Origin of the sequence: Streptomyces sp. NPDC127114, assembly GCF_042677525.1 — a bacterium.
Taxonomy (GTDB): Bacteria; Actinomycetota; Actinomycetes; order Streptomycetales; family Streptomycetaceae; genus Streptomyces.
The window spans coordinates 139,380-160,191 of record NZ_JBHXTJ010000016.1; the positions used below are offsets into that span (position 1 = coordinate 139,380).

21 protein-coding genes are annotated in these 20,812 nt (G+C 71.1%); 14 read left to right on the forward strand and 7 right to left on the reverse strand.

Going from position 1 to position 20,812, the window contains the following annotated elements; all coding sequences use genetic code 11:
* The first annotated feature begins 88 nt into the window (after positions 1–88).
* The 3 genes from pstC to pstB are packed head-to-tail and all read left to right on the forward strand — an operon-like array spanning position 89 to position 2,932.
* Positions 89–1,063: a phosphate ABC transporter permease subunit PstC gene (gene pstC, locus ACFVGS_RS18795; protein WP_384409957.1), complete on the forward strand. Its 975-nt coding sequence runs from the start codon at positions 89–91 to the stop codon at positions 1,061–1,063.
* Positions 1,060–2,130 (forward strand): phosphate ABC transporter permease PstA, encoded by a 1,071-nt coding sequence (gene pstA / locus ACFVGS_RS18800; RefSeq protein WP_384409954.1) that lies wholly within the window; start codon positions 1,060–1,062, stop codon positions 2,128–2,130. The genes pstC and pstA overlap by 4 nt, the downstream gene beginning before the upstream one ends.
* A 25-nt stretch (positions 2,131–2,155) precedes the next feature.
* Positions 2,156–2,932 (forward strand): phosphate ABC transporter ATP-binding protein PstB, encoded by a 777-nt coding sequence (gene pstB / locus ACFVGS_RS18805; RefSeq protein WP_384409951.1) that lies wholly within the window; start codon positions 2,156–2,158, stop codon positions 2,930–2,932.
* 176 nt (positions 2,933–3,108) lie between these two features.
* On the opposite strand, the gene ACFVGS_RS18810 is transcribed toward pstB, so the two are convergent.
* Both ACFVGS_RS18810 and ACFVGS_RS18815 read right to left on the reverse strand, forming a co-directional pair.
* The gene (locus ACFVGS_RS18810; RefSeq protein ID WP_384409948.1) at positions 3,109–4,107 is read right to left on the reverse strand and encodes an anion permease; all 999 of its coding nucleotides are present in this window, start codon (positions 4,105–4,107) and stop codon (positions 3,109–3,111) included.
* Positions 4,108–4,113: 6 nt separating this feature from the next.
* Positions 4,114–4,734: a DUF47 domain-containing protein gene (locus ACFVGS_RS18815; RefSeq protein WP_384409946.1), complete on the reverse strand. Its 621-nt coding sequence runs from the start codon at positions 4,732–4,734 to the stop codon at positions 4,114–4,116.
* Between the two features lie 193 nt (positions 4,735–4,927).
* Here ACFVGS_RS18815 and ACFVGS_RS18820 point away from each other — a divergent pair, with 193 nt between their 5' ends.
* Positions 4,928–5,278 carry a metal-sensitive transcriptional regulator gene (locus tag ACFVGS_RS18820; RefSeq protein ID WP_384410354.1) on the forward strand — a complete coding sequence of 117 codons (351 nt, stop codon included), beginning with the start codon at positions 4,928–4,930 and terminating at the stop codon, positions 5,276–5,278.
* Positions 5,279–5,283: 5 nt separating this feature from the next.
* On the opposite strand, the gene ACFVGS_RS18825 is transcribed toward ACFVGS_RS18820, so the two are convergent.
* From ACFVGS_RS18825 to ACFVGS_RS18840, 4 genes are all read right to left on the reverse strand, one after another.
* Positions 5,284–5,466 carry a hypothetical protein gene (locus ACFVGS_RS18825; RefSeq protein ID WP_384409943.1) on the reverse strand — a complete coding sequence of 61 codons (183 nt, stop codon included), beginning with the start codon at positions 5,464–5,466 and terminating at the stop codon, positions 5,284–5,286.
* Positions 5,467–5,586: 120 nt separating this feature from the next.
* Entirely contained in the window at positions 5,587–6,408 is an 822-nt protein-coding gene (locus ACFVGS_RS18830) for a hypothetical protein (protein ID WP_384409940.1), read from the reverse strand.
* A 263-nt stretch (positions 6,409–6,671) separates the two neighbouring features.
* A complete protein-coding gene (locus ACFVGS_RS18835) occupies positions 6,672–7,382 on the reverse strand; it encodes a phosphatase PAP2 family protein (protein ID WP_384409938.1) in 711 nt (236 codons plus the stop codon).
* Between the two features lie 240 nt (positions 7,383–7,622).
* Positions 7,623–8,657 carry an NlpC/P60 family protein gene (locus ACFVGS_RS18840; RefSeq protein WP_384409936.1) on the reverse strand — a complete coding sequence of 345 codons (1,035 nt, stop codon included), beginning with the start codon at positions 8,655–8,657 and terminating at the stop codon, positions 7,623–7,625.
* A gap of 363 nt (positions 8,658–9,020) precedes the next feature.
* Here ACFVGS_RS18840 and ACFVGS_RS18845 point away from each other — a divergent pair, with 363 nt between their 5' ends.
* The 6 genes from ACFVGS_RS18845 (at position 9,021) to ACFVGS_RS18870 (ending at position 16,157) form a co-directional block, all read left to right on the forward strand.
* The gene (locus tag ACFVGS_RS18845) at positions 9,021–9,329 is read left to right on the forward strand and encodes a hypothetical protein (protein WP_046908545.1); all 309 of its coding nucleotides are present in this window, start codon (positions 9,021–9,023) and stop codon (positions 9,327–9,329) included.
* A gap of 126 nt (positions 9,330–9,455) precedes the next feature.
* Complete coding sequence (locus ACFVGS_RS18850; protein WP_385693073.1) at positions 9,456–10,259, forward strand: hypothetical protein; 804 nt, start codon at positions 9,456–9,458, stop codon at positions 10,257–10,259.
* Complete coding sequence (locus ACFVGS_RS18855) at positions 10,249–11,586, forward strand: hypothetical protein (protein WP_385693074.1); 1,338 nt, start codon at positions 10,249–10,251, stop codon at positions 11,584–11,586. The genes ACFVGS_RS18850 and ACFVGS_RS18855 overlap by 11 nt, the downstream gene beginning before the upstream one ends.
* Positions 11,583–13,136: an SCO6880 family protein gene (locus tag ACFVGS_RS18860; RefSeq protein WP_384409930.1), complete on the forward strand. Its 1,554-nt coding sequence runs from the start codon at positions 11,583–11,585 to the stop codon at positions 13,134–13,136. Before ACFVGS_RS18855 ends, ACFVGS_RS18860 begins: the two co-directional genes overlap by 4 nt.
* A 20-nt stretch (positions 13,137–13,156) precedes the next feature.
* Positions 13,157–14,548: an ATP-binding protein gene (locus tag ACFVGS_RS18865; RefSeq protein ID WP_384409928.1), complete on the forward strand. Its 1,392-nt coding sequence runs from the start codon at positions 13,157–13,159 to the stop codon at positions 14,546–14,548.
* 1 nt (position 14,549) lies between these two features.
* Complete coding sequence (locus ACFVGS_RS18870; RefSeq protein ID WP_385693075.1) at positions 14,550–16,157, forward strand: type VI secretion protein; 1,608 nt, start codon at positions 14,550–14,552, stop codon at positions 16,155–16,157.
* Positions 16,158–16,257: 100 nt separating this feature from the next.
* Here ACFVGS_RS18870 and ACFVGS_RS18875 read toward each other — a convergent pair whose 3' ends face one another.
* Positions 16,258–16,827, reverse strand: coding sequence for a GNAT family N-acetyltransferase (locus ACFVGS_RS18875; RefSeq protein WP_385693076.1), 570 nt, complete (start codon positions 16,825–16,827; stop codon positions 16,258–16,260).
* A gap of 228 nt (positions 16,828–17,055) precedes the next feature.
* Here ACFVGS_RS18875 and ACFVGS_RS18880 point away from each other — a divergent pair, with 228 nt between their 5' ends.
* From ACFVGS_RS18880 to ACFVGS_RS18895, 4 genes are read left to right on the forward strand one after another with little or no spacing between them, the layout of a single operon-like run.
* On the forward strand, positions 17,056–17,976 hold the full coding sequence (locus ACFVGS_RS18880) for an ABC transporter ATP-binding protein (protein ID WP_384409922.1): 921 nt from the start codon (positions 17,056–17,058) through the stop codon (positions 17,974–17,976).
* Positions 17,973–18,743, forward strand: coding sequence for an ABC transporter permease (locus ACFVGS_RS18885; RefSeq protein WP_384409920.1), 771 nt, complete (start codon positions 17,973–17,975; stop codon positions 18,741–18,743). The genes ACFVGS_RS18880 and ACFVGS_RS18885 overlap by 4 nt, the downstream gene beginning before the upstream one ends.
* A gap of 60 nt (positions 18,744–18,803) precedes the next feature.
* Entirely contained in the window at positions 18,804–20,006 is a 1,203-nt protein-coding gene (locus ACFVGS_RS18890) for a sensor histidine kinase (RefSeq protein WP_384409918.1), read from the forward strand.
* A complete protein-coding gene (locus ACFVGS_RS18895; protein WP_384409916.1) occupies positions 20,003–20,683 on the forward strand; it encodes a response regulator in 681 nt (226 codons plus the stop codon). The genes ACFVGS_RS18890 and ACFVGS_RS18895 overlap by 4 nt, the downstream gene beginning before the upstream one ends.
* Positions 20,684–20,812: the final 129 nt, after the last annotated feature.

The following is a 20,812-nucleotide window of genomic DNA, read 5'->3' on the forward strand; positions in this document are numbered from 1 at the left end:
CCCGGCATCCGGTGCACCGCCGCCAGGAGCCCGTACACCCGCGACCCACGCATCGCGCCCGTACCGCTCCGCAGACCGGAGAAACCAGATGGCTACGACCACACCAGACATACGAAAGGGCCGGGGCGCCAAGAGCGCCACCCGCCCCGGTGACCGCATCTTCAGCGGCCTGTCCCGCGGATCCGGCATCACCCTGCTCGTGATCATGGCCGCGATCGCGGTCTTCCTGACCTACCGCGCCGTCCTCGCCATCTCGCAGGACAGCACGAACTTCTTCACCACCTTCGAGTGGAACCCGGCCGGCAGCCCGCCGGTCTTCGGCATCGCCGTCCTCGCCTTCGGCACGATCGTCTCCTCGGTCATCGCCATGGCGATCGCCGTGCCGGTCGCCATCGGCATCGCGCTCTTCATCTCGCACTACGCGCCGCGCAGGCTGGCCAAGCCGCTCGCGTACGTGGTCGACCTGCTCGCCGCCGTGCCCAGCATCATCTACGGCCTCTGGGGCGCCATCTTCCTGGTGCCCTACCTCGACGGCCTGAACAAGTGGCTCGACCAGTACATGGGCTGGACGTACATCTTCGACAAGTCCAGCGACGGCGTCGCCCGCAACATGTTCACCGTCGGCATCCTGCTGGCGATCATGATCCTCCCGATCATCACCAACGTGACCCGTGAGGTCTTCCTCCAGGTCCCGCGGATGCACGAGGAGGCCGCGCTCGCCCTCGGCGCCACGCGCTGGGAGGTCATCCGCATGTCGGTGCTGCCCTTCGGCCGCTCCGGCATCATCTCCGCCTCCATGCTGGGCCTCGGCCGCGCCCTCGGCGAGACGATGGCCGTGGCCGTCGTCCTCTCGCCCAGCTTCGTCCTGTCGGGCCACCTGCTCGACCCGGGCGGCGGCACCTTCGCCCAGAACATCGCCGCGAAGTTCAACGAGGCCAACGAGTTCGGCCGGGACGCGCTGATCGCCTCCGGTCTCGTCCTCTTCGTCATCACCCTGCTGGTCAACGGCGCCGCTCGCATGATCATCGCGCGCCGCAAGGAGTACTCGGGGGCGAACGCATGAGCCACGCGATCCAGGAGCGTCCCGTGACCGTGACCCCGCGCCGCTCGCTCTCCCACGCCCGCCTCCCGCGCTGGACGCCGGCCGCCGTCGCCGTCGGCTCCGTCGCCGTGGGCTCCGGCATCGGCCTCGCCGCCGGCTGGCACAGCAAGGTCCAGTGGGGCCTGGTCTCCGCGCTGGTCTTCGTCCTCGCCACGTACGCCATCACCACCAAGGTGGAGGGCTCCCGGCAGGCCAAGGACCGCGTCGCGACCAGCCTGATCTGGGTCAGCTTCGTCCTCGCCGTCGTCCCGCTGCTGTCCCTCGCCTGGGTCACCATCAGCAAGGGCCTGGAAGTCCTCGACGGCTACTTCCTCTCCCACTCGATGAACGGCGTCCTCGACGCCGAGGCCGGCGGCGGCGTCTACCACGCGTTGCTCGGCACCATCGAGCAGGTCGGCATCGCGACCCTCATCGCCGCCCCGATCGGCCTCCTGACCGCGGTCTACCTCGTCGAGTACGGCGGCGGAAAGCTCGCCCAGGCGGTCACCTTCTTCGTCGACGTCATGACGGGCATCCCGTCGATCGTCGCGGGCCTCTTCGTCCTCGCCACCTGGAACCTGATGCTGGGCTTCGGGCCCTCCGGGTTCGCCGGCGCGATGGCCCTCGCGATCCTGATGATGCCGGTCGTGGTCCGCTCCACCGAGGAGATGCTCAAGCTCGTCCCGAACGAGCTGCGGGAGGCCTCCCTGGCCCTCGGCGTCCCCAAGTGGCGCACGATCCTGAAGGTGGTCCTGCCCACCGCGATCGGCGGCATCACCACGGGCGTCATGCTCGCGGTCGCCCGCATCACCGGCGAGACGGCCCCCGTCCTGCTCCTCGTGTTCGGTACGAAGCTCATCAACCCGAACCCCTTCGAAGGCGCCCAGTCCTCCCTGCCGCTCTACGTGTACGAGCAGTACGCGGTCGGCACCGACGCCTCGGTGGCCCGTGCCTGGGCCGCCGCGCTCGTCCTGATCGCCTTCGTCATGATCCTCAACCTGGTGGCCCGCGGCATCGCCCGCTGGAAGGCCCCCAAGACCGGCCGCTGACGCGGCACACTGGAAGTGAACTGATATGGCCAAGCGAATCGACGTCAGCGGCCTCTCCGCGTACTACGGCAGCCACAAGGCGATCGACGACATCTCGATGACCGTCGAGCCCCGCTCCGTCACGGCCTTCATCGGCCCGTCCGGCTGCGGCAAGTCCACCTTCCTGCGCACCCTGAACCGCATGCACGAGGTCACCCCCGGCGGCCGCGTCGAGGGCAAGGTGATGCTGGACGACGAGAACCTGTACGGCGCCGGCGTCGACCCGGTCGCGGTGCGCCGCACCGTCGGCATGGTCTTCCAGCGCCCCAACCCCTTCCCCACCATGTCGATCTTCGACAACGTGGCGGCGGGCCTGCGCCTCAACGGCAAGTACAAGAAGGCGGAGCTCAACGACATCGTCGAGCGCTCCCTCAAGGGCGCCAACCTCTGGAACGAGGTCAAGGACCGCCTCAACAAGCCGGGCTCCGGCCTCTCCGGCGGCCAGCAGCAGCGCCTGTGCATCGCCCGCGCCATCGCGGTCGAGCCGGACGTCCTGCTGATGGACGAGCCCTGCTCGGCCCTCGACCCGATCTCCACCCTCGCCATCGAGGACCTGATCGGCGAGCTGAAGGAGCGCTTCACGATCGTCATCGTGACGCACAACATGCAGCAGGCCGCCCGCGTCTCCGACCGCACCGCGTTCTTCAACCTGGCGGCGGTCGGCCAGCCCGGCAAGCTCATCGAGCTGGACGACACCGAGCGCATCTTCTCCAACCCGAGCGTCCAGGCGACCGAGGACTACATCTCCGGCCGCTTCGGATAACCAGGACGTCCAGCCCGTGACCACCACCACCGGGGGCAACCACATCGCCCCCGGCCCACGGTGGCCACGTGTCGGGCAACCACGTCGTACGGTGCTGCATGGCGGTGCCGCCGTACGACACGAGAGGGCCCGGCTCCCCCCAGGGGAGCCGGGCCCAACCCTTTCTCCTCCGGCCGTCAGCCGAAGAAGAGCTGCACCACGTAGAAGCTCACCGCGGCGACCAGCGCCGCCGCCGGCATGGTGATGAACCAGCCCAGGATGATGTTCTTGGCGACGCCCCAGCGGACCGCGTTCACCCGCTTCGTCGCGCCCACACCCATGATCGCGGAGGTGATGACATGGGTCGTGGAGATCGGCGCGTGGAAGAGGAACGCCGAGCCGAACATGATCGAGGCACCGGTGGTCTCGGCCGCGAAGCCCTGCGGCGGGTCCAGCTCGATGATCTTGCGGCCGAGGGTCCGCATGATCCGCCAGCCGCCCGCGTACGTACCGAGCGAGAGCATCACGGCACACGCGATCTTCACCCAGATCGGGATCTCGTCGCCCTGCTGCTGCACGTCGGCGATGACCAGGGCCATCACCACGATGCCCATCGTCTTCTGGGCGTCCTGGAGACCGTGGCCGAGCGCCATGCCGGCCGCCGAGACGGTCTGGGCGATGCGGAAGCCGCGCTTGGCCTTGTGCGGGTTGGCCTTGCGGAAGATCCACAGGATCGCGCACATGACCAGGTAACCGGCGATCAGACCGACCACCGGCGAGACGAACATCGGGATGACGATCTTCTCGAGGACACCCGACCAGATGACCTCCGTGCCACCCGCGAGCGCCGCGCCCACCATGCCGCCGAACAGCGCGTGCGAGGAGGAGGACGGCAGACCGAAGTACCAGGTGACGAGGTTCCAGATGATCGCGCCGACCAGCGCGGCGAAGAGGATGCCCATCCCCTTGTCGCCGTGCGGGGTCTCGATCAGGCCCTCGCTGACGGTCTTGGCGACGCCGCTGCCGAGGAAGGCACCGGCGAGGTTCATGACCGCGGCCATCGCGAGCGCCGCCCGCGGGGTCAGCGCCCGGGTCGACACCGAGGTGGCGATGGCGTTCGCGGAGTCGTGGAACCCGTTCGTATACGTGAAGCCGAGCGCGACACCGATGGTCACGATCAGAGCGAAGGTGTCCACGAAGCCTCAGGACTCCTTGACGGCGATGGTCTCCACCGTGTTCGCCACGTGCTCGAAGGCGTCGGCGGCCTCTTCCAGCACATCCACGACCTGCTTGAGCTTCAGCACCTCGATGGCGTCGTACTTGCCGTTGAAGAGGTGGGCGAGCAGCTTGCGGTGGATCTGGTCGGCCTGGTTCTCGAGCCGGTTGACCTCGATCCAGTACTCGGTGAGGTGGGACATGGTCCGCAGGTTCGGCATGGCCTCGGCGGTCAGCTCGGCCGCCCGGGCCAGCACCTCGATCTGCTGCTCGACGCCCTTGGGGAGCTCCTCGATGTTGTAGAGGACGACCAGGTCGACGGCCTCCTCCATGAAGTCCATGATGTCGTCGAGGGAGGAGGCGAGGGAGTAGATGTCCTCGCGGTCGAACGGCGTGATGAACGAGGAGTTCAGCTGGTGGAAGATGGCGTGGGTCGCGTCGTCGCCGGCGTGCTCCGCTGCCCGCATCCGTTCCGCGATCTCGGCCCGGGCGGACGGCTCCGCCCCGAGCAGTTCCATCAGGAGCTTGGCGCCCGTGACGATGTTGTCCGCGGACGCGGCGAACATGTCGTAGAAGCTCGTCTCCCTGGGGGTCAGACGAAATCGCACGTGGGGTCCTCGGGGTGCTGGGTTTCGGTCAGGCTGATGCTAGGCGCATCATCCGGCCACGGCTAACCGGCGTCCCTTCAGTGTCGCCCATCAGGCACAGTGATCTGCACGGGCCCCCGCCCCGATTCGCGGGGATCGGTACCCTATACCCACGAGGGGTATGACCACCCTTTCTGGACAGCGGGAGGACGCGATGACGACCACCGAGGCGGCGGCCGAGGTCACCCCCGAGACCGCCGAGACGGCCGGCCACGAGCACGGCGTGCACGGCTACCACAAGCAGAAGGACGAGCACCTCAAGCGACTGCGCCGGATCGAGGGCCAGATCCGCGGCCTCCAGCGGATGGTCGACGAGGACGTCTACTGCATCGACATCCTCACCCAGGTCTCCGCCTCGACGAAGGCGCTGCAGTCCTTCGCCCTCCAGCTCCTGGAGGAGCACCTGCGGCACTGCGTCGCGGACGCGGCGACCAAGGGCGGCGACGAGATCGAGGCGAAGGTCGAGGAGGCCACGAAGGCCATCGCGCGCATGATGCGCACCTGAGGCCGCTACGGCCGGCGGCCGTCGCCGCCGACCCGGAGCACCTCGTCGATGCGGTCGGCGCTCAGCCGCTCCTCGTCGATCGCCGAGGCCGCGATGATCAGCTCACCGCACAGCTCGATCTCGGCCAGGGCGACGCACTCGGGATCGCCGGGCGCGGTCGCGGTACCGGTACCGGGCGGCGGAGCCATGCGCGTTCACCTCTTCCTGCCGACGTCGTCTCCCAGCGTAGGGAGCGGTGCACGGACCGCACATGACACGTCCGGACCATTTGCCGATGGTTCGCAAGAGAGGATCAGGCCCAGGAAGGATCAGGCCTTGATCTTCCCGGCGTAGATGTCCGAGCGGTCCGGCAGCTTCACGGTCACCCGCGCCCCGAAGCCGTACAGCAGCGTGGTCGAGGCGACCGCCACCGTGCGGCCCTGGTTGGTGAAGCTGAACTGGTGGCGCACCTTGCGCAGCCGCCCCTCCCGGTCCAGATACGCGTCGAACGGCACCGAGTCCGTGGTGAACCCTTTCGCCGCCGCGGCCAGCGCCCCGCGCACCTGCGGCGATGCCAGCCGGGCGGCCTCCGCGATGTCCGCGACACCGCGGTAGTGCCGGACCTTCACCCCGGCGAGCTCGATCTCCCCGACGTACGTCACCCGGCGCGCCCCGCGCAGCAGCTCGGCGGCGGCGGCCGGGTCGGTGGCCCCGCCGGTGACGAGGTTGCCGTCGTCGAGGGCGGTGGTGTCGACCCGTACCCACTTGTCGGCGGGCACGCCGGCGCCCCGGTTCTTCATGTACAGCGCGCCCGGCGCGAGCAGCTCCGTGATCGGCCGGTGCTCGCTCTCCCCGGCGGCGTCCTTGGGCAGCACCACCTGGAGGCTGCCGGTGCGCCGCCGGAAGTCGTAGAGGCCCTCGCCGCGGATGGTGACCCGGGTGCCGCCGGAGGCCATCTCCATGGACGTGCTCGCCTTGGACGACCCGGCCCGGGTCAGTCCCTCGGCCGCGCCGCGCACGGTCCGCACGGGATCGCCGGCGGGCGCGGCGTCGTCACCGGGAGCGGCACAGCCGCCGACCACACCGCCGCCGAGCACCAGCGCCACGGTCACGACCCACACCCCGCCCGTGCGCCCGTTCCGCACCACCATCGCCTGCCAACCCCCAACGCCCTGCCGCCGCTGTCCGGATCCCGCCCACCGGATAACGACGGTCCGGGCGCCCCGTCACGCGCAGTACGGTGGTGGACGTGCATCACACGGAGACCACGGAAAGCGGTTCGTTCGCCTTCGCCCGATGCAGCTGCGGCTGGCGGGGCCCGGCCCGCAGATCCCGCGACCGGGCCCGTGCGGACGCGAAGGCGCACACGGAGAAGACACACGACGTGAGCCCGGTCTCCTGACGGGGCGGGGGATCAGGCGGCGAGGTCGCTCTGGCCGGCGCCGAGCCGGGGCTCGGGGACGACCGCGGTCTCGGCGACGGCGGGCCGTTCGGCGGCGCGGCGGGAGCGCACCAGCCGGCCGCCGTGCCGGGACCGGGCGACGGCCGAGACGACCGGGGTCAGCAGGGCCAGCGAGAGCGGCGCGAGCAGCAGCGCGACGGCGGTGCCGAGGGCGAGTCCGCCGACGACGTCGGTCGGGTAGTGGACGCCCATGTAGACCCGGCAGAAGGCCTCGGTGAGGGCGAGCCCGATGGCGAGCAGACCGAAGCGCCGGTGCGCGACGAAGACCCCGACGGCGATGGCCATCGCCATGGTGGCGTGGTCGCTGACGAAGCTGTAGTCGGTCTTGCCGGCGACGAGGACCTCGAGCCCCTGATGGTCCTTGAAGGGCCGGGGGCGCTCGACGAACCCGCGGATCGGGATGTTGACGAGGAGTGCGATGCCGGCCGCGAGCGGGGCCCACAGGAGCCCGGCGAGACCGGCGACGGAGTCACCGGCGGTACCGCGCCGGCGGACGCTCCACCAGCAACCGAGGCCGACGAGGACGAGGCCGAGCATGATGCCGTACTCGCCGACGAACTCCATGACGCGGTCGAACCACGGCGGGGCGGCCTTCGCCAGCCCGTTGATGTCGTAGAGCAGGCTGACATCGGGGTTCGAAGCGTCCGATGCGAGTCCAGCCATCTGCTGAGGCCCCTTGCTCTCGTGTGTTGGTGTCCAACCCCCGTGGTCAGAGTGGTCGGATCGGGAAACGATCCACCCGAGGGCAGCGTTCCGCTCTCCACCCAAGATCACTAGGACGTTATCGAAAGGTGACGGCCCGTCGCAGCCCAGGGCCGGAGGCTCACGCAGCGTGGCTCACGAACCCACTCCGCCCCGCCCGCGGCTCCCGGCCCGTCGCACCCCGGCCGCCGCCCCGGCCCGTCACCGCTGCGGCAGATGCGTCGGCAGGGCGGCGGCGCCGTCCTCCGTGACGCGGGTCGCCCCGAAGTAGTCGGGCGTGTCGATCCGGTCGAAGCGGATCACCGCACCGGTGCGCGGCGCGTCGATCATGTACCCGCCGCCGACGTAGATGCCCACGTGCCTGATCGCCCGAGAGTTCGTCAGATCGTCGGAGAAGAAGACGAGATCACCCGGCAGCAGCTCGTCCCTGCTCGGATGGGGCCCGGCGTTGTACTGGTCGTTGGCCACGCGCGGCAGGCCGATCCCCACCGACTCGTACGCCGCCTGGGTGAGCCCCGAACAGTCGAACCGCCCGCCCTGCGCCGCCGTGCCCGTACCGCCCCAGAGATACGGCGTGCCCAGCTTCTGCTGCGCGTAGTAGATCGCCCCGGCGGCCTGCCGGGACGGGTCGACCCGCCCGACCGGCCGGGCGAAGCTCTTCTCCAGCGAACGGATGATCCGCACGTAGTTCTGCGTCTCGCTGATCCGCGGGACACCGCCGGACCTGATGACCCGGTAGGCGCCCGCGTTGTAGGCGGCGAGCATGTTGTTCGTACGGTCGCCCGGCACGTTCTTCACGTAGCCGGCCAGCTCGCAGTCGTACGAGGCCGCCGACGGGATCGCGTCCTTCGGGTCCCACACGTCCCGGTCGCCGTCCCCGTCCCCGTCGATGCCGTGCGTGGCCCAGGTGCCGGGGATGAACTGGGCGATGCCCCGGGCGTTCGCCGGCGAGACGATGGTCGGGTTCCAGCCGCTCTCCTGGTACAGCTGCGCGGCCAGCAGCGCGGGATTGATCGCCGGGCAGAGATTGCCCCACTGCTGCACCAGCCCCTGGTACGCGGCGGGCACGGCGCCCTTGGCCAGCGCCACGGTCCCGTTCTTCCCGTTCCCCGCCCCTCCGAGGATCCCGGCGGCGGCGGAGTACGTCCCGACGACGAGCAGCGCGACGAAGGTGAGGCAGATCCCGACGACCCCGCCACCCACCAGCCACGCCTTGCGCGCCTTACGCACCGTCAACCACCCCTCGGCTCCTGGCAGTACGCCCCGCCGCCCCAGTCTAGGCGGGCACCCGCGCCGGAGGGCGTGGACGAACCGGACGCGACGGACTTCTCCGCACCGCGCGGCGCCCCAAAGGTGCCACAACGACAATCATTGCCCGGAGTCACCCTGCGTGATACACAGAGTGACCATACGCGTCCTCGCATACAAACCGGCCACACCACCGCAGGTCAAGACGGTCGGATCGGTCAAGTGTGCGGGGATCGGGTAAAGAGAGCCGTCAAGCCGTCACACGCGAGCGGTTTCATCAGCGAAGATAGGGTCGACGACCCATGCCATCCGGCAGGGGCGACGAACTACCCAACAGGGGCGGTGAGTTACATGTACCTGGCGGCCGAGAAGGGCGACATCACCACCATCATCGGTGGAATCGCCCCGAACTGGGGGCCTTTCGGGAGCCTCGGTGCCGAAGCCAAGGTGATGATCGAGGTCGTGATGGCCGTGGCCATCCTGCTCTGCCTCGGCATCGCCATCTGGGGCGCGGCCAAGCAGCGTATCGGGGCCACCGCCCTGCGCGACACCTTCAGCGCCGAACAGGGCAAGGGCCTGATCGTGGCCGGCCTGACCGGCGTCTTCATCATCGGCTCGCTGGGGACGCTCTTCACCATCGTGTACGGGATGGCCGTCTGACGGCCGTCTGACCCGTTTCTCACCACCGAGGTCGCGTTCCCTGATGTCCAGTCACCACGCCGCGCCCGCGCGGAAACCAGCACGGCTTTCGTCGTACCCGCGAACGGTCGAGGGGGCGTACCCGGCATGAGCTTCGGCGACGAGCACGACGGCCAGACCCGCACCCGCCTCCCCGAGACCGGCGCCGGCACCCGGCCCCCTGCCCGGAGCGGCCGCTCCCTGTTCGCGGTGGTCGGCGTGGTGATCCTCCTGGTGGCCGCCATCGCCCTCGCCAACCGCGGCGACGGCACCTCCGACTCCGGCACCGGCGGCACGGCCCCCGACGCCCGGCCCGGCGCCGCGGCCCCGACCTCCCCGACGGGCGTCCGCCCGGTCACCGGCAAGAACGGCACCATCCCGACGGGCTTCGCACACGACGAGCAGGGGGCACAGAGCGCGGCGGCGAACTATGCGGTGGCGCTGGGTTCGGTGGACATGTTCCAGCGCGGACCGCGCGAGGCCATCGTCCGGGCCATCCACGACCCGGCCGTCGCGGACGGCCTGGTGAAGAGCCTGGACGAGTCCTACTCGGCCGGCTTCCTGGCCAACGTGGGTCTCGGCCCCGACGGCACCGCCCCTACGGGGCTGACCTTCGTCTCCCGCACGATTCCGGTCGGCACCACGGTGACCGAGTCCGGAGGCGACACGGCGACCGTCGAGGTGTGGTGCACGGGTCTCGTCGGCCTCGCCGGCGAGGGCTCCACCAAGCCGGTCACGTCGACGTGGTTCACCATCACCGAGAAGCTGAAGTGGGTCGGCGGCGACTGGAAGGTCGTCAGCTCCGAGCAGACCGAGGGACCGACGCCGGTCAACGGTGACAACCGCGCCTCCGTGGCGGACGACATCGCCAAGGCGGTCGAGGGATACGGAGGCTTCACCTATGCCCGCTAGCCGACGACTCGCCCTGCGCGCGCTGGGCGCCGGCGTGGCGGCCCTGCCCGCCACGCTCGTCCTGTTCGCCTCGCACGCCCACGCGGCGCCGACGCCCACCCCGAGCGCAACGCCGTCCCCGGGGGCCAGTAACAACCCCTGCGACCTCATCGTGGGGCAGGCCCGGGAGTACTGCGAAAACGGCCAGCAATCCCCCGGCTCCCGTGCCCGTCTCGACGACCCCAACGCCGCGCTCGACCCGCTCTCCTCCCTCGCCAACGGCTGCGCCAAGGCCGCCGCCTGGACCGTCGACACCCTGTCGAAGGCCGTGAAGGAGACCGCCGCCGTCGACTTCACGAACCTCGAGTTCCTCGGCCGCTACGCCATCGTCTTCGCGGCCGCCACCTTCCTCACCCTCCTCCTCTGGCTGCTCGCCGTCGCCAAGCGCGCCATCCGCGGCGTGCCGCTGACCACCGCGATCTCCGAGGCCATCGGGTTCCTCTGGCTGACGGTTCTCGCCTCCGCCTTCACCCCCCTGATCCTCTACACCGTCGTCAACGCCACCGACGCCGTCACCGAGGTCATCGCCTCCGGCACCGGACAGCAGACCGACGTCTTCTTCGGCAGCTTCAAGCAGGCCCTGGAGAAGGGCGACAGCATCGGCGGCGGGCCGATCATGCTGATCATCGTGTCCCTGGTGACGATCCTCGCCGCCGGCGTGCTCTACCTCGAACTCGTGCTGCGCGCCGTGCTGCTCTACGTCGGCGCCCTGCTCGGCGTCGTCGTCTACTCCGGGCTCGTCGACAAGAACATGTGGGGCCACGTCCGCCGCTGGGCGGGCATCATGATCGCGGTGATCCTGGTCAAGCCGGTCATCGTCATCGTCCTCGGCCTCGCCGGCGCGCTTTCCTCCGGCACCGGACCCGACGCGTTCTCCGCCGTCGTCTCCGGCCTCGCCATCATCCTGCTCGCGATCTTCGCCTCCGCGATGATCTACCGCTTCGTCCCCGGCTTCGGCGACGAGATCATCGCCTCCCGCAACAACCGCCTGCACCGCGCCGGCGAGAACGCCGCGGCCGCCGTCATCTCCTCCCCCGCCTCCCTCGTGTCCCAGGGCATCAAGACCCACAGCACCCGCAGCGACGGCGGAGGCGGCGCCCAGCCCTCCGGCGGCAGCACCCCCCGCCCCGCCAACCCGCTCTCCGGCGGCGTCGCCGCCCACAGCAGCCGCGGCTCCTCGGGCGGCGGCGGTACGGGTGCCACGCCCGCACCCCGTAACAGCAGTCCCACCGCGGGCACCCCGCACAGCAACCGCAAGAACTCAGGAGCAGGAGGTGCAGGGCGTTGACGACCCAGTCCCAGCCGGTCTCGCCCCGCCGCACGTATCTCATCGGCCGCGCCCGGCCGAACGCGATCGTCGGCAAGAACCGCGAGACCGGCGAGATCGCGCTCATCATCGCCGGCGCCTTCCTCGGCATGATGAGCGGACTGATCGTCCCCGTGCTGTCCCTGCGCATCGTGCTGCTCATGGGCTTCCCGCTGATCGCCCTCGCCATGGTGTACGTGCCGTACAAGCACCGCACGTTCTACAAGTGGTTCGAGATCAACCGCAGTTACAAGCGCATGCTCAAGCGCGGCACCGCCTACCGCTCCGCGGCCGTCGAGGCCGGCACCCGCCTCGACGGCCGCGAGGTCGAGATCGGCCCGCCGCCCGGCATCGGCCGGATCAGCTGGCTCTCCGCACCCTTCGGCCCCGACGAGATCGCCGTCCTCCTGCACGCCGACCGCCGCACCGTCACCGCCGCCATCGAGATCGAGGGCCCCGGCGTCGGCCTGCGCGACTCCGAGGACCAGGAAGCCCTCGTCGACCGCTTCGGCACCCTCCTCAAGCACGTCGCCAACGGGGACGGCTTCGTCACCCGCCTCCAGATGCTCGCCCGTACGCTCCCCGCCGACCCCGACGCCCACGCCAAGGACGTCGCCCAGCGCGGCGACCACCAGGCCCCGGCCTGGCTCCAGGAGTCGTACGACCAGCTCCAGTCCATGGTGTCGACCTCCAGCGAGCAGCACCGCGCCTACCTCGTCGCCTGCATGCACTACACCCGTGAGCTCGCCGCCGAGGCCAACGCCATGGCCCGCGCCGCCCGCCACGCCTCCGGCGCCCGCAAGCTCGACCGCGACGCCGGCCTCGCCGTCGTCATGGCCCGCGAGCTCACCGACATCTGCGCCCGCCTCGCCGAGGCCGACATCCGCGTACGGCAGCCCCTCGGCCAGTCCCGGCTCGCCTCCCTCGTGCACTCCATGTACGACCCGGACCACCCCATCGACCACATCCAGGCCATGACGAAACGAAACGCTTGGCCGGCCGAGCTGGACGCGATGGAACCGACGTACCTCCAGGCCAAGACCCGCGAGTCCGCCACCCGCGCCCCCTGGTGCCACGCCACCGCCTGGGTCAAGGAGTGGCCGATGACGCCCGTCGGCGTCAACTTCCTCGCCCCGCTGCTCGTCCACACGCCCGACGTCATCCGCACCGTCGCCGTGACCATGGACCTCGAACCCACCGAGGTCGCCATCGAGCGCATGCTCACCGAGAAGACCAACGACGAGGCCGAGGCCTCCCGCCAGGCCAAGATGAACCGCACCGTCGACCCGCGCGACATCGCCGCCCACGGCCGGCTCGACCAGCGGGGTGAAGATCTCGCCAGCGGCGCGGCGGGCGTCAACCTCGTCGGGTACATCACCGTATCGGCGCGCTCCCCCGAGGCCCTCGCCCGGGACAAGCGCACGATCAGGGCCTCCGCCGGCAAGTCCTACCTGAAGCTGGAGTGGTGCGACCGCGAGCACCACCGGGCCTTTGTGAACACCTTGCCGTTCGCGACCGGCATCCGCCGCTAGGGCCGAAGGGGCACAGACCGATGCGAGATCCGCTGTCCGTCCTCACCGAAGCCTTCACCTCCTTCCTCTTCGGCAAGGTCGAGACGACCCGCCTGCCCGTGCGCACCTCCACGGGCCAGGCCCAGGCCGTCTACCTGCCGACCGCGGCCCCCGGCCTCGGCGACTCCGGCGTGATCATCGGCCGCGAGGTCTACAGCGGCAAGGGGTACATCTACGACCCCTTCCAGCTGTACGGCCAGCAGCTCCCGGCCCCCCACTGGCTGGTCCTCGGCGAGTCCGGCAACGGAAAGTCGGCCCTCGAGAAGACCTACGTCCTGCGCCAGCTCCGCTTCCGCGACCGCCAGGTCGTCGTCCTCGACGCCCAGGGCGAGGACGGCGTCGGCGAATGGAACCTCATCGCCCAGCAGCTGGGAATAACTCCCATCCGGCTCGACCCGATGGTCGCCAACGACGACGGCATCCGCCTCAACCCCCTCGACCCCGCCATCACCACCACCGGCCAGCTCGCCCTCCTCCGCACCATCATCGAGGTGGCGATGGGCCACGGCCTCGACGAGCGCTCCGGCTTCGCGCTCAAGGTCGCCCACGCCTACGTCACCGAGCACATCACCGAACGCCAGCCGATCCTCACCGACATCGTCGAGCAACTCCGCCACCCCGAAGCCGAGTCCGCCGAGGCGATGAACGTCGACATAGACGACGTACGGGCCTGGGGCCTCGACGTCGCGCTCGTCCTCGACCGCCTCGTCGACGGCGACCTCCGCGGCATGTTCGACGGCCCCACCACGGTCGGCATCGACCTGGACGCCCCGCTCATCGTCTTCGACCTCTCCCACATCGACCGCAACTCCATCGCCATGCCGATCCTCATGGCGATCGTCGGCGTGTGGCTGGAACACACCTGGATCCGCCCCGACCGGAAGAAGCGCATCTTCCTCGTCGAGGAGGCCTGGCACATCATCAACAGCCCCTTCGTCGCACAGCTCTTCCAGCGCCTCCTCAAGTTCGGCCGCCGCCTGGGCCTCTCCTTCGTGGCGGTCGTCCACCACCTCTCCGACGTGGTCGACGGAGCAGCGGCCAAGGAAGCCGCCGCCATCCTCAAGATGGCCTCCACCCGCACCATCTACGCCCAGAAGGCGGACGAGGCCCGCAACACCGGCCGGGTCCTCGGCCTCCCCCGCTGGGCGGTCGAGATCATCCCGACCCTCACCCCCGGCATCGCCGTCTGGGACGTCAACGGCAACGTCCAGGTCGTGAAACACCTGATCACCGAGAACGAACGCCCGCTCGTCTACACCGACCGCGCCATGACGGAGTCGTCGTCCGTCACCGACCAGGAACTGGAGTGGGAGACGGAACAGCGCGCGATGCTCATCGAGCAGCAGATGAACGACCAGTCGACGGTGGCGTGACGTGGAGAAGGAGGCACGACAGCAGGGCGGCGGCATCCCCGACGGTTTCGTGGTCGGGCTGCTCGCCCTGCTGCTGGGCCTCGCCGCCCTGATCTGGACGGCGACCGGCCTGGCCGGCCTGCTGGCCCACGGCGGCTGGCCTCCGGGCGTCACCTTCACCCGTACTCCGCAGGCCCTCCGCTCCCTGATGACCGCCCCGACGGACCTGGCCGCCGCGTGGCCGACGACACCCCCGGAGACCCTCTCGGGCTACGGCCTCTTCTGGGGCCTGGCCATCGGCGAGGCGATGGTCCTGACCGTCCTCGCCGTCTTCGCCCTGGGCACCTTCGCCCGCTGGCGCACGGTCCGGGCGACCCGCAGGACGGACACACGGACGACGCCCCCGGCCCCGAGGACCGCGCGAACCCCGGCTCCACGCCGCCCCGAGAACCAGCCGGGCTCGGGGGCCCAGCCGGTCGGGCAGAACCAGCCGGTCGGGAACGAACGCCCCCTCGCCGACGACCGGCCCCTCGCGGATGACCGGCCCCTCCAGGACGACCGGCCCCTGTCAGAAGGCCACGCGCTCACCGATGCCCCTCCAAGCAAGGGCCATCCCAGCGAGGCCTGTCCGAGCGAGGCCTATCCACGCGAGGCGTACCCCCGCGCGCCCCGTCCAAGCGAGGCCCCGACGGCTCCCCCCGCCACCTCCCGCCTCGTCTACGCCCCCGCCGCCACCCGCCGCCCCACCGCCGCCCAGGCGGTACGGGACGCCGAGGGCGCCGCACTCGTCGTGACCTCCGACCCGTCCCTGTGGGCCGACACCAAGGACGCCCGCGCCAAGCTGGGCCCGGTCCTCGTCTACGACCCCGGCCACCTCTGCGACACGCCCGCCCGGCTCCACTGGAACCCGGCCGATCAGTGCGAGGACCCGGACACGGCCCGGGAACGCGCGGTGGCCCTGCTCGCGCCCGTACGCCCCCAGTCGCGTCTCGACGCGGCCGTCGCGGACACGGCGGAAACGCTCCTGCGCTGCTGGCTGCACGCCGCCGCCATAGACGGCCGGCCGTTCAAGCAGGTGCACCGCTGGGCCCAGGGCGCGGACGCCCACGAGCCCGTACGGATCCTCCGCACCCATCCCAAGGCCGCCGCCGGCCACGCCGGACTCCTCGAATCGTCCCTCACCGCGCATCCCGAACGCCGCCGGGCGGCCCAGGAACTCACGGCCCGTGCGCTCTCCGGTCTCTCCTCGATCCACATCAGGCAGGCCTGCACGCCGAATCGAACGGATTCGCTCACGCTGGCATCTTTCGTCGCCGAGCAGGGCACCCTGTACGTGGTGGGTGAACCGATCGAGGACCCGCGCACCCACCCGGGCGCGATGCCCCTCCTCACCGCGCTCGCCGCAAGCGTGGTCGAGCACGGCCGCCGCATGGCCGCACGGTCATCCGACGGTCGGCTCGACCCACCACTGACGCTCGTCCTCGACGACGTCGCGGCCGTCGCCCCGATCCCGACGCTGCCCGAACTCGTCACCACGGGCCAGGACATCGGCCTGCCGACCCTCGCCCTGATGCGCTCCCAGGAACAGGCCAGGTCCCGCTGGCCGGAGCACTCCTCGCTCAGCCGCTGAGCCAGCCGCGGGTCCGGCACGTACACCGACGCCGCCCGCGCCCGGCACGGCGTGCAACGGCAGGCCCAGCACCGCTAGGGCCTGATCCGCCGGACAGGCCCTAGGCTTTCACACGCGGTCGCGGGATCTCGTACTCGACCTCGACGCCCGTCGCGTCCCCCGGCATCGGGACCGTCTCACCGGACGCGACGAAGCCGAACTTCCGGTAGAAGGCCGCCGCCCGGGCGTTGTCCTCGTGCACGTACAGCCGCACCCGCTCGATCGCCGGCTCCGGCAGCGACCACGACCAGTCCACCGCCGCCCGGAACAGGGCGTCCGTCACACCGGCGCCGCGCGCCTCGGGCCGTACGAACACGCCCACGACATGCGTCTGGTCGACCTTCGCCGCGTCCCCGAACCGCACCTCGTCCGAGGGCCGCTCGACCAGCACGCTCACCGTGCCGACCCAGCGACCGTCCGGCGTCTCCGCGACGAACTGACGCACCCGCCCCTCACCGGTCTCGGCCGCGCCCGCGGCCCGGCCCTGCCAGAAGGAGTCGGGCTGCGCGGAGGCGTCCTCGTACGTCTCGAGGAAGGCGATGTGCGCGACCGGGTCCTGAAGGGCGGCGAGCCTCAGCTCGCGCACCTTCTCCCACTCGTCGGCGCGGACGGTGCGTATCGAATAGTCCATGCGCCTGATCCTCGCTACCTCCCCACGCCCCTGACAAGGGATTTTGCCCGTCGACCAGCCCACAGCCCCACGCACACCGCCTCCCGTCGGCCCCGTTGCACGCCGCGAGACCAGACCCACGACCCGACCGCGGCCCGACCCGCCGTCGTACCCCGGTACGACACCCGCCGCCCATCGCCCACCCACGGTCCGACGCCCCCGCCCCGCCCGCTCCCTAGCGTCGTCAGCATGATCAGAGCAGAGAGCCTCACCAAGCGCTACGGCGACCGGACCGTCGTCCGCGACCTCTCCTTCACCGTCCGGCCCGGCTCCGTCACCGGCTTCCTCGGCCCCAACGGCGCCGGCAAGTCCACCACCCTGCGCATGCTCCTCGGCCTCGACGCCCCCACCCACGGCCGCGCCACCATCGCGGGCCGCCCGTACGCGGAGCATCCCGCCCCGCTCACCCAGGTCGGTGCCCTCCTCGAAGCCCGCTCGCTCCACCCGGGCCGCACCGCCCGCCACCACCTCACGGCCCTGGCACTCACCCACGGCATCCCGCGCTCGCGCGTCGACCACGTCCTCGACGTCACCGGACTCACCGAGGTCGCCGACCGGCGGGTCAAGGGCTTCTCGCTCGGCATGGGCCAGCGCCTCGGCATCGCCGCCGCCCTCCTCGGCGACCCGGCCGCCGTCGTCCTCGACGAACCCGTCAACGGGCTCGACCCCGAGGGCGTGCTGTGGATCCGCACGCTCCTCAAGTCGCTCGCCGCCGAAGGCCGCACGGTGCTCGTCTCCTCCCACCTGATGAGCGAGACGGCCCTCACCGCCGACCACCTCATCGTCATCGGCAAGGGCCGGCTCCTCGCCGACACCACCGTCAGCGACCTCGTACGGGAGGCCGGCGGCACCACCGTCAAGGTCGTCAGCCCCGACACCGACCGCCTGCGCACCCTGCTGCAGAGCCTCTCCGGGTCCTCCGCGGTACGGGTGACCACCGAGGACCGGGACACGCTCCAGGTCTCCGGCCTCGACGCCGCCGACATCGGCCGCACCGCCGCCGCCCACGGCGTACCGCTGTACGAACTCACCCCGCAGAGCGCCTCCCTGGAGCAGGCGTTCATGGACCTCACGCACGACTCCGTCGAGTACCAGGGAGCCGCCGCATGAGCACCTACGGCATCACCCCCGCCCGCGTCCTGCATGCCGAATGGCACAAGCTGTGGACGGTCCGCTCCACATGGGCGACCCTGCTGACCGCCGTCGCGCTCGTCCTCGGCGTCGGCATCCTCATGGGCACCACGTACACCTCCGACGGCGGCGACTCCGACGTCGACACCGTCGTCCTCACCCTGTACGGCTCGCAGCTCGGCGCCATCGCCCTCGCCGTCCTCGGCATCCTCCTCACCGCCGGCGAGTACGCCACCGGCCTGGTCCGCGCCACCCTGACCGCCGTGCCGCGCCGCCTGCCGGTCCTGTGGGCGAAGGCCGCGGTCTTCACCGGCGTCGTCTTCACCGTCTCCTTCCTGACCGCCCTGGTCACCTTCCTCACCGCGCAGATCTTCCTCGGCGACACCGACCAGGCCGCCTCCCTCACCGACGACGGCGTCCTCGCCGCGGTCGCCGGGAACGCCGCCGGCGTCACCCTCCTCGGCCTCGTCGCCCTCGGCCTGGGCGCCGCGCTCCGCTCGGTGCCCGGTGCGCTCGGCGCGTTCATCGGCGGCGTCATGGTCCTGCCGGAGGTCCTCGGGATGCTCCCGTACGAGAGCGTCGACACGGCCGTCCGCTACTTCCCCACCCAGGCCGCCGGCGCCCTCGGCTCCGCCACCCCGCTCCCCGGCGCCGCCGCACCGGGCGCGGCGCTCCTCGCCCTGCTCCTGTGGGCCGCCGCGTCCCTCGCGCTCCCGGCGCTGCTGCTCAGGCGCCGGGACGTCTGAGGACGCGGACAGGCAGGGTCGAGAAGAGGCAGGGGACAAGGAGAGGTAAGGGGACGTGACATGGGTGAGGATGTGCGGGTGGTGACGACGGAGACCCCGGGGCCGACGGGCCCGAGCCGCTACATCCAGCGCGCGCTCGCCACGCTGCGCGCGTTCGACAAGGCCCGGCCCCGTGTCTGGGACGCGGTCCTGACCGCCGGCTGGGCGCTGGCCGCGCTTGTCGACGCGGCCGGCGGCTGGCGGAACACCGCCCGCGACCCGTCCGTACCGGCCTGGCTGGTCGTCACGACCACCCTCGTCCTCTCCGTCCCGCTCTACTGGCGCCGCCGCCGGCCGACGGCGGCACTGGCGGTGATGGCGTGCGGGGCACTCGTCAGCTCGGTCTCGGGCGCCTTCCTGCAGGCCGCCTTCCTCCAGGCGATCCCCGTGTTCCACATCGCCCTGACCCGGCGGCCCCGGGCCCTGCTGTGGTCCGCCGCCCTGATCGTGCCGCCGCTGGTGACGGGCGCGCTGCGCTGGCAGGCGGAGACGTGGGACGTGTACGTCGTCCCCAACCTGTGGGCGTACGCGATCGTGGCCCTCCTCGGCATCACGGTCCGCTCGCGCCGCGAGGAACGCGAGCAGGAGGTCCGCCTGGCCGCCGCGGACGAACGGGCCCGCATCGCCCGGGAGATGCACGACATCATCGGCCACAACCTCTCGGTGATCACCGGCCTCGCGGACGGCGGCCGGTACGCGGCCGCCAAGAACCCCGAACGCGCCGCGCAGGCCCTCGACGCCATCGGCACCACGAGCCGTCAGGCCCTCGGGGAACTGCGGCGCCTGCTCGGCGTCCTGAGGGAGGAGGACGAGTCGGCGGCACGGACCCCGCAGCCCGGCCTCGCGGATCTGCCGGCCCTGATCGAGGGCGTACGGGAGGCAGGGCTGCGTGTCCGTACGCACCTGGCCCCGCCCGCCCACGTCCTGTCCCCCGGCGCCGAACTGACGGTGTACCGGGTCGTGCAGGAGGCGCTGACGAACACCCTGAAACACGGCGGGAAGGCAGCCGAGGCCACGGTGGCCCTCGTGTACGAGCCCGGGGCCCTGGTCGTCACGGTCACCGACACCGGCCGGGGAGCCGCGAACCCGGGGCAGGGCCAGGGGCTCGCGGGAATGCGCGAGCGCGCGGCGCTCTACGACGGCACACTCGAATGCGGCACGCCACCGGAAGGCACCGGCTGGCACGTAAGCCTCACGCTTCCCAGGGAGGACTCCCCCTCGTGACCACGGTCCTGATCGCGGACGACCAGCCGATGCAGCGCTTCGGCTTCCGCATGCTGCTGGAGAGCCAGGACGACATGACGGTCGTCGACGAGGCCGCCAACGGCACGGAGGCCGTCCGCCTGGCCGACCGCCACCGCCCGGACGTCGTCCTGATGGACATCCGCATGCCCGGACTCGACGGCATCGAGGCCACCCGCCGCATCGTCGCCACCGGCGACCGCACCCGCGTCCTCATCGTCACGACCTTCGACCTGGACGAGTACGCGTACGAGGGGCTGCGCGCCGGCGCGAGCGGCTTCCTGGTGAAGGACGCCCAGCCCGAGGAGCTCCTCGCCGGCATCCGAGCGGTCGCGAGCGGCGACGCGGTGGTGGCCCCGAGCCTGACCCGCCGGCTCCTCGACACCTATCTCCACCACCTCCCGCAGCCCCCGAAGCCGGCCGCCGCTGCCGCCCCGAGGCAGGACCTGCGTCTGTCGGCCCTCACGGACCGCGAGCGCGAGATCCTGACGGTCATCGCGCAGGGCTGGACCAACACGGAGATCGCGGCCCGCCTCCACCTCGCGGAATCCACGGTGAAGACCCATGTCACCCGCATCCTCGCGAAGACGGGCTCACGCGACCGCGTGCAGGCGGTCATCCTGGCGTACGACACGGGCCTGGTGACGCCGGCGGCCTGAACGGCCCGTAAACGCAGAAAAGCCCCGCACCATGAGGTGCGGGGCTTTCCCACAATGATTGTTCGGCGGCGTCCTACTCTCCCACAGGGTCCCCCCTGCAGTACCATCGGCGCTGAAAGGCTTAGCTTC

Excerpts from the sequence above, each read along its gene's own strand:
- pstC (WP_384409957.1), top strand. The coding sequence starts at position 89 with ATGGCTACGACCACACCAGACATACGAAAGGGCCGGGGCGCCAAGAGC.
- pstA (WP_384409954.1), top strand. The coding sequence starts at position 1,060 with ATGAGCCACGCGATCCAGGAGCGTCCCGTGACCGTGACCCCGCGCCGC.
- pstB (WP_384409951.1), top strand. The coding sequence starts at position 2,156 with ATGGCCAAGCGAATCGACGTCAGCGGCCTCTCCGCGTACTACGGCAGC.
- ACFVGS_RS18820 (WP_384410354.1), top strand. The coding sequence starts at position 4,928 with ATGACGACCACCGAGGCGGCGGCCGAGGTCACCCCCGAGACCGCCGAG.
- ACFVGS_RS18825 (WP_384409943.1), bottom strand. The coding sequence starts at position 5,466 with ATGGCTCCGCCGCCCGGTACCGGTACCGCGACCGCGCCCGGCGATCCC.
- ACFVGS_RS18830 (WP_384409940.1), bottom strand. The coding sequence starts at position 6,408 with ATGGTGGTGCGGAACGGGCGCACGGGCGGGGTGTGGGTCGTGACCGTG.
- ACFVGS_RS18835 (WP_384409938.1), bottom strand. The coding sequence starts at position 7,382 with ATGGCTGGACTCGCATCGGACGCTTCGAACCCCGATGTCAGCCTGCTC.
- ACFVGS_RS18845 (WP_046908545.1), top strand. The coding sequence starts at position 9,021 with ATGTACCTGGCGGCCGAGAAGGGCGACATCACCACCATCATCGGTGGA.
- ACFVGS_RS18850 (WP_385693073.1), top strand. The coding sequence starts at position 9,456 with ATGAGCTTCGGCGACGAGCACGACGGCCAGACCCGCACCCGCCTCCCC.
- ACFVGS_RS18855 (WP_385693074.1), top strand. The coding sequence starts at position 10,249 with ATGCCCGCTAGCCGACGACTCGCCCTGCGCGCGCTGGGCGCCGGCGTG.
- ACFVGS_RS18865 (WP_384409928.1), top strand. The coding sequence starts at position 13,157 with ATGCGAGATCCGCTGTCCGTCCTCACCGAAGCCTTCACCTCCTTCCTC.
- ACFVGS_RS18875 (WP_385693076.1), bottom strand. The coding sequence starts at position 16,827 with ATGGACTATTCGATACGCACCGTCCGCGCCGACGAGTGGGAGAAGGTG.
- ACFVGS_RS18880 (WP_384409922.1), top strand. The coding sequence starts at position 17,056 with ATGATCAGAGCAGAGAGCCTCACCAAGCGCTACGGCGACCGGACCGTC.
- ACFVGS_RS18885 (WP_384409920.1), top strand. The coding sequence starts at position 17,973 with ATGAGCACCTACGGCATCACCCCCGCCCGCGTCCTGCATGCCGAATGG.
- ACFVGS_RS18890 (WP_384409918.1), top strand. The coding sequence starts at position 18,804 with ATGGGTGAGGATGTGCGGGTGGTGACGACGGAGACCCCGGGGCCGACG.